We start from the raw sequence: 7595 nt of genomic DNA, 5'->3' as shown, positions 1-7595 counted from the left end.
GGTATAGGCAAAAGCCACCACGGTTTTGTCACCTTCCTTGGTCACTTCCAGGTCTTTTCCGGTGATCGACTTGATGTCGTCAATCGCTGCAGCCTTGTCAAAGATCGACCTGGCTTCCGCCACGGTGTTGCCTTCCCTGGCTTTACCGGCAGCCTTGTTGATGGCCTGGTACTCCACCAGCGTCGGTACAACCTGCGCAGCCAGAATGCCGCCGCATACCAGAACACCGCCCACAAACAGAAGGCCAATAAAGGAAATGCCGCGTTGACGATGTTTCATTTTTTCTCCTGCTTGACTAAGGAAGTTCTGCCGTGGTGCGCTATGACGCCAAAGTACACCAAAAAAGATGGCTACTCGAAAGAACCGATACGTTTAAGGTTGCCGAAATTCATCCAGACAAAAAAGGCCTTGCCGACGATGTTTTTGTCGGGAACAAACCCCCAATAGCGGGAATCCAGCGAATTATCGCGGTTATCGCCCATCATGAAGTACTGCCCCTCAGGCACTTTGCAGACAACGCCTTCGCTACTGTAACGGCAATTTTCCTTGAAAGGAAAGTCCATGACCTCCCGTTCATCGAGGCCGGCCCGCCGGGTGTCATCATTCAACAGACGGTATTTCTTTGTGCCGTTGACCTCTTCGAACTGTTTGGCGTAGCGCAGGATATCTTCGTCAAAAAAGTCGGGCAAAGGGGTCTTGACCAGGGGCTTGCCGTTAATGGTCAGCTTCTTGTTCAGGTAAGCCACCTCATCCCCGGGCACACCCACCACACGCTTGATGTAATCCAGGCTCGGTTTTGGCGGGTAACGAAACACCATCACGTCGCCACGCTGCGGGCTGTTGTTGTCCAGCACCTTGATATTGAGCACCGGCAGCCGGACTCCGTAATGAAATTTATTGACGAGGATCAGGTCATTGACGAGCAGGGTCGGGATCATGGATCCCGATGGAATCTTGAAGGGCTCAAACAGGAAGGATCGCAACAGGAAAACCACCACGATCACCGGAAAGAGGCCAGCAGTCCAGTCCAGCCACCAGGGCTGCATGATGAGCCGGGTTCTCGCTTCATCAACGTGGTTGTCGATCTGGCTGATGCCTTTGCCGGCGAGTTCGGCCTGCCGCCTGGCGGCGCTTTCCTCCAGCGCGGCAGCGGCCCGGTAGCGCTGCGGCAAAAAGTAAAAACGTTCGGCCAGCCAGTAGATGCCGGTGACAACCGATGCCAGGAAGAGCAGCAAGGAGAAGTTGCCTTCCACAATACCGAAATACCAGGCAGCGCCATACCCCACAAAGGCGGCCAGCACCACGGCCGTGATCGTGCTCATTGCGCCGCGCATCAGTCTTCCACCTGCAAAATGGCCAGGAAGGCTTCCTGGGGGACTTCAACAGAACCAATTTGTTTCATGCGTTTTTTACCCGCTTTTTGTTTTTCAAGAAGCTTGCGTTTGCGTGAAATATCGCCGCCGTAGCACTTGGCGATCACGTTTTTCCGCAGCGCCTTGATTGTCTCACGCGCAATAATGTTGGCTCCGATCGCGGCCTGAATGGCGACGTCGAATTGCTGCCGGGAAATGATCTCCCGCATTTTGGCCACCACCGCCCGGCCGCGGTAGGCCGACTGGCTGCGGTGGACGATGATGGACAGCGCATCGACCTTTTCGCCGTTCAGCAGGATGTCGACCTTGACCACATCGGATGCCCGGAATTCCTTGAATTCGTAGTCCATGGACGCGTAGCCGCGGGAGACGGACTTGAGCTTGTCGAAAAAGTCCAGCACGATCTCGCCCAGCGGCATCTCGTAGGTCAGCATGACCTGCTTGCCGTGGTACGCCATGTTCAGCTGGATACCCCTTTTCTGGTTGGCAAGCGTCATGACGGCGCCCACATAATCCTGCGGCATATATAAGTGCACGGTCACGATGGGCTCGCGGATCTCGTTGACTTTCCCGCCGTCCGGGATTTTGGACGGATTCTCGACCCTGATAGTTTCGCCGTCAGACCTGAGCACCTCGTACACCACGCTGGGCGCCGTCGTGATCAGGTCCTGGTCGAATTCGCGCTCAAGCCGCTCCTGGACGATCTCCATGTGCAGCAGGCCCAGGAAGCCGCAGCGAAAGCCAAAACCCAACGCCTCGCTGACTTCCGGTTCATAGTGCAGCGACGCATCGTTGAGCTTGAGTTTCTCCAGGGCGTCCCGCAGGGACTCGTACTCGCTGGCTTCCGAAGGGTAGAGGCCGGCAAACACCGCCGGCTGGATTTCCTTGAAGCCGGGCAACGCCTCCGTCGCAGTAAAAGCAGCACCGCCGGTACCCGGCTTGATCAGGGTGATGGTGTCACCGACGCGTGCCGCCTGAAGCTCCTTGATGCCGGCAATCACAAAACCCACCTCACCAGGCTCGAGCGCCTGGCGTGGTTCGGTATGCGGGGTAAAAACGCCAAGCTGTTCGGCGTTGTAGGTAGCCTCGCTCGCCATCAGCTTGATGCGGTCGCCCTTGGCCAGCCGGCCGTCCACGACCCGCACCAGCATCACGACACCGACATAAGCGTCATACCAGCTGTCAATGATCATGGCGCGCAAGGGGCCATCCGCATTGCCTTTGGGCGACGGGATCCGCGCAACGATGGCCTCAAGAATCTCGTCAATGCCCAGTCCCGTCTTGGCGCTGCAGGGAATTGCATCGGTGGCATCGATGCCGATCACTTCCTCGATCTCCTGTTTGGCGTTGTCGGGGTCGGCCTGCGGCAAGTCCATCTTGTTGAGCACGGGAACGACTTCGACGCCCAGGTCCAGCGCGGTGTAGCAGTTGGCAACGGTTTGCGCTTCCACACCCTGGCTGGCATCCACCACCAGCAGCGCGCCCTCGCATGCGGACAGCGATCGGCTCACTTCATAAGAGAAGTCGACGTGGCCCGGCGTATCGATCAGATTGAGGTTGTAGACCTCGCCGTTGAGTGCCTTGTATTTGAGCGCAGCGGTCTGCGCCTTGATGGTTATCCCACGCTCTTTTTCAATATCCATCGAATCCAGAACCTGCGCGCTCATCTCTCTGTCCTGCAAACCACCGCAGCGCTGGATGAGACGGTCAGCCAACGTGGATTTGCCGTGATCGATGTGGGCAATGATCGAAAAATTTCTGATGTGATTCATCAACGAGAACGCCTAAGTACTTGAAAGTATTGCGAAGAGATTGAACGTAATTCGCGAGGGCCATAAAAAAGGGCGCGTCGAGTAGCGACGCGCCCTGAACCAACAATCTATGGCAACTGCGATAGTTGGAACTTCATTGTAGGCAAAAAGCCGGAAGCGAACAGTCCCGAAATGGCCATATTTTTGTCGTTGCAGGCTAGCAACATGAATCTTATGCACAACTTATTCACAATTTTCTACTACTACTCTCTGGACAACTTGTGGGTGATCTGTGGAGCGTTCGGTATTACTCAAAATAACGAGGGAAACCGGGATTTTGGCCATCGCGATATATCGGAATAGCACAGCCGGGAGCCTGCATTCTACCGAAAATGGTCCGTGGACCGTTTTATTGTGAGTAATCACTAACAACCAAGCCCCGGGGAGTCCTCGTGAAAAATATTTTTTATGAAGGCCAGAAATCCCTGTCCCGGCGGAAAAAACCCCCATAGCCCGGCAGGGTATGGGGGTTAGGCGGGGCCGGGACAGCTTTCTGTCCCGGGACGTAGGCGCCGAAGTCCTCAGCGAGAAGGCCGGATCAGCGCATATTGCGCCCACTCGCCCCTGCGGAACAACACGTTGATGGACTTGGACTTGTCGATTTTGGCGAGAGCCGCCTCAAACTCCTTGACGCTGGTGACTTCGGAGTTGGCAATCGCAACAATCACGTCACCCTCTTTCAACCCGGCCCGCGCGGCCGCGCCTTCAGCRGTGTCCACCTTGACGCCGCCCTTGATCTTGAGCTCTTTCTTCTGTGCATCGGGCACTTCACTGACAGCCAGGCCCAAAGCCTGTGCGGCGCCTGCCACCGGAGGCTTGGGCTCGGGGCCTGCCGAGGCCTTGCGCGCCGGCTTTTCAGCCTCAACCTCACCGATGGTGACCGAAAGATCCTTGCTCGCACCGCGCCTGAAGACCGTCACCACGGCCTTGGTGCCCGGCTTCACATTGCCGACCATGCGCGGCAAGTCGCTGGATTTTTCAATCGGCTTGCCATCGAACTTGATGATGATGTCGCCGGCTTCCACGCCGGCTTTTTCTGCGGGGGCACCGCTTTCAACACCCCTGACCAGCGCGCCTTGCGCTTTGCCCAGGCCAATCGATTCCGCCACCTCCTTGGTGACCTGGTCAATCTGCACGCCGATACGGCCCCGCGTGACCTTGCCACTGGTGCGCAGCTGATCGGATACGCGTGCGGCTTCGTCTATGGGGATGGAAAAGGAAATACCCTGGAAACCGCCGGAGCGCGAATAAATCTGGCTGTTGATTCCTACCACCTCACCGCGCATATTAATCAGCGGTCCCCCGGAGTTGCCGGGATTGATGGCCACGTCGGTCTGGATAAAGGGCAGGTAATCGCCCGTGTCCCGCTGCTTGGCACTCACAATACCGGCGGTCACGGTGTTTTCCAGACCAAATGGCGAGYCGATGGCCATCACCCATTCCCCGACCTTGAGGCGGTTGATATCGCCGATTTTCACGGCGGGCAGTCCTGTCGCCTCGATCTTGACGACGGCGACGTCGCTGCGCTTGTCTGCGCCGATGATCCTGGCTTTGAATTCGCGCTTGTCAGTCAATGTGACAATGACCTCATCTGCGCCCTCGACCACATGCGCGTTGGTCATCACAAAACCGTCGGCCGTCAGGATGAAACCCGATCCCACGCCGCGCGGCTGGTCTTCATCGGGCGCGGGGCTGCGGTCCGGCCGGGGCGCACGGGGCATATTGGGTGGCACAGGTATGCCAAAGCGCCGGAAGAATTCCAGCATCTGCTCGTCGGCGCTTCCGGATGCCGCCGGCTTGGCTTTTTCCAGGGTGCGAATATTGACGACTGAAGGACCCACCTGCTCCACCAGGTCCGTGAAATCCGGCAATGTACGGTTCTGCGCCCAGACCGGCTCAACCGGTAATAGCGCCAGGACCGCAGTACTCCCCACGACGGCCGCGGTCAGGCAGGAGCGCAGGGGTTTCCAGTTCAATTCAAGCATCATCAGCCTCGTCATCAATAGTGTCATCCGGCAATCAAACAGGCGGCAGACCAAAGCGGCCGCGTGAGAAAACTGTTAAACGCGGGCTCCGGTTGAATTACGGAGTGCCGCCGCATATTATTTCCTGCGCTCCAGCCCATTGGCAAAAAGCTTCAGGGTGCCCATGGGAACCTCCCCCATCACGGTGACCCAATAGGCATCAAGCTGCCGGGTAATCGTCTGGGTGGCACCCATCGACAGGCTCGATTCCTGGCCATGGCGCTGACGGTCAAATGGTTCGACAAAAATCGACACCGATGCCAATCCATCCGAGAAGATCCACTGCAGGGGCTCCTCGCCGGACGTGGCGCCGGCTGGCAGCTGGGCCGTCGCCGGCCGCTTGTAGCAACTCAGCGGTTTGAAGCCCGCCACAGGCGCCTTCAGGAGCCAGCCTTCAGCACTTGCCGTGGTCTTCACCAGAACAGGCTTTTCAACACGGTAGCCGTCAACCTTCCCCATCATCTGCAAGAGCTTGTCCATTTTGACCGGGGCATCAAGCTGCAATTCCGAAAATGCCGCCTGCTCCAGAACCTTGCCGTCGGTATCAAGCGTCTGCAGCTTCACCACCAGGCCTTTTTTCTGTTCTGTCCAGACGCGGTAGCCAAAACGCATGGTGTCCTTGGGCACCAGCAGCACGATGTCGGCTTCGACGCCCGCCACGCGTTCGGACCCTTCCGGCCGGACCTTGTAGTAGTCGGCAATCCGGTTGTCAGTCGACTGCAGCAACTGGGGGAACATACCCAACGAGTCGCGCCTCTCGCTGCGAACCACCTTATGGTCCGGCATGAAAGTGACCACCTGGTCGTTATGGCGAAAGATGGAGCGCGGTGCGCCGGTCAGTGTCTCGACCCGCTCCATCTGCTGGTCGCCCTCACAAACATGCCATATCTTGGCGCTGGACATGGCCCCACCGGATGAGACGACAAAGGTGCCGATATACGAGCGCTTTTTGGAAGCCTCGTGCATGCGCATCAGCCAATCGTTGATGTTGCGGGACTCCGCGGAGGCAGCAGAAGCGATTGGCGGAGGCACCTGAGCCGCTACAAAATTCATAGCTGGTAGCGCACAGCCAGCAAGGGCCAGAAGGCGAAATAGCTTGAATTTCATGGTTTTTTCAAGGCCTGGCAGCAAACCGGCACCTGTTCAACGTCCTGCATTTTGCGGCGTTTCAAAAGTGGCATTGCGCAGGAACCCCGAGGGCTCCTGCAGGGCCGACGTACCGCCCAGTTGCTTGTGTGCAGCCAGCAGCTCCTCAAGCCGGGCATCCCGCACGATGGGGCCCTGGGGCGAAGCAACCACCACTTGTTGTGAAAGTGGCGCCTGGGCAAGTTGCGGTGCCGAGCCGGATGGCAGCGAACTGGAGGCATTCCACGCAATGGCGGCCACTGCGGCAAGCGAGGCAATTCCTGCCACCATCTTCCACCGGAAATCGCTGTCATTGGCGGCTTCGCCGTGCTGATGGGGCGTTCCTTCCGCGGGCGCCTGAATGACGTCCACGGGAACAGCTGCATGGGGAAAATTCCGCACGGCTGGCGCCTCCTGAGCGAGACGCCCGCTCAGGCGCGACAAAAAGGCCATATCCACCGCCTCGCGCTGGAGTGCTGGAGAACGCAAGGCCTCGCCAATCAGGTGATAGGTGTCCCATATAACGACCGCCGAATCGTCGCGCCGGCTAGCCTCAAGCGCGGCCACAAGTTCGTCCCTGCCCAATTGGCCATCGGCGAGGGCAGACATGAGTTCGCTGGTTTGCATGGACGGTTTCATAGTAGTCGTGGAGTTCTTGAATTCACTGACGGTTCCTGGGTGCTATGGCTTCACCAGCGCTTGCCGCTCTGATTTTCCAGCAATGGCTTCACTTTCTGCGAAATTGCCTCGCGCGCCCTGAAAATCCGGGACCGCACGGTCCCAATAGGGCAATCCATTGCCTCCGAAATCTCTTCATAGCTCAGCCCTTCTATTTCGCGCAGGGTAATAGCCTGGCGGAGCTCCTCTGGTAAAGCTTCCATGGCGGCATTGATGATTTCCGCAATCTCCTTGGTGGCCAGCACGGCTTCAGGCGTTTCCGAGCTTGTTAGTTCGTTTTCAAGCGGGGAAGTTTCATCGCTTTCGTCGGTTTGGCCCGATTTAAAGGCATTTTCAGACACCGTTGGATCCCGTTTAAGGTCCATCAGGGCCTTTTTGGCGGTATTGACCGCGATCCTGTAAAGCCAGGTGTAAAACTGCGCCTCGCCCCTGAACTGCGCCAAGGCCCTGTAAGCGCGTATGAACGTTTCCTGGGCAATGTCCTCCACAAGGTCCACGTCGCGCACCATACGGCCTATCAGGCGCTGGATGCGCCGCTGGTATTTGATGACCAGCAGCTCATACGCTTTCTGGTCGCCCGCCAC

7 protein-coding genes are annotated in these 7595 nt (G+C 57.8%); all 7 read right to left on the bottom strand.

From position 1 onward, the window contains the following. On the bottom strand, positions 1-279 hold a 279-nt coding region (locus tag AC1D0Z_RS13615), incomplete at its 3' end, for a DUF4845 domain-containing protein (RefSeq protein ID WP_477658761.1). Between the two features lie 71 nt (positions 280-350). After that, a complete protein-coding gene (lepB, locus tag AC1D0Z_RS13610) occupies positions 351-1322 on the bottom strand; it encodes a signal peptidase I (RefSeq protein WP_477658760.1) in 972 nt (323 codons plus the stop codon). Positions 1323-1333: 11 nt separating this feature from the next. Continuing rightward, on the bottom strand, positions 1334-3145 hold the full coding sequence (gene lepA, locus AC1D0Z_RS13605) for a translation elongation factor 4 (RefSeq protein ID WP_477658759.1): 1812 nt from the start codon (positions 3143-3145) through the stop codon (positions 1334-1336). Between the two features lie 560 nt (positions 3146-3705). Then, on the bottom strand, positions 3706-5169 hold the full coding sequence (locus AC1D0Z_RS13600) for a DegQ family serine endoprotease (RefSeq protein ID WP_477658763.1): 1464 nt from the start codon (positions 5167-5169) through the stop codon (positions 3706-3708). Between the two features lie 117 nt (positions 5170-5286). Further along, a complete protein-coding gene (locus AC1D0Z_RS13595) occupies positions 5287-6261 on the bottom strand; it encodes a MucB/RseB C-terminal domain-containing protein (protein WP_477658762.1) in 975 nt (324 codons plus the stop codon). A 90-nt stretch (positions 6262-6351) separates the two neighbouring features. Continuing rightward, positions 6352-6960 (bottom strand): sigma-E factor negative regulatory protein, encoded by a 609-nt coding sequence (locus AC1D0Z_RS13590; RefSeq protein WP_477658758.1) that lies wholly within the window; start codon positions 6958-6960, stop codon positions 6352-6354. 62 nt (positions 6961-7022) lie between these two features. After that, positions 7023-7595: RNA polymerase sigma factor RpoE (gene rpoE / locus AC1D0Z_RS13585; protein WP_477658757.1), on the bottom strand; the 573-nt coding region annotated here is incomplete at its 5' end.

Source organism: Polaromonas sp. P1_E3 (assembly GCF_056405935.1).
This window is presented reverse-complemented; position numbering and strand designations above follow the sequence as displayed.

Bases quoted from the DNA above. Each gene is read 5' to 3' on its own strand.
- lepB (WP_477658760.1), bottom strand. From the start codon at position 1,322: ATGAGCACGATCACGGCCGTGGTGCTGGCCGCCTTTGTGGGGTATGGC.
- lepA (WP_477658759.1), bottom strand. From the start codon at position 3,145: ATGAATCACATCAGAAATTTTTCGATCATTGCCCACATCGATCACGGC.
- AC1D0Z_RS13595 (WP_477658762.1), bottom strand. From the start codon at position 6,261: ATGAATTTTGTAGCGGCTCAGGTGCCTCCGCCAATCGCTTCTGCTGCC.
- AC1D0Z_RS13590 (WP_477658758.1), bottom strand. From the start codon at position 6,960: ATGCAAACCAGCGAACTCATGTCTGCCCTCGCCGATGGCCAATTGGGC.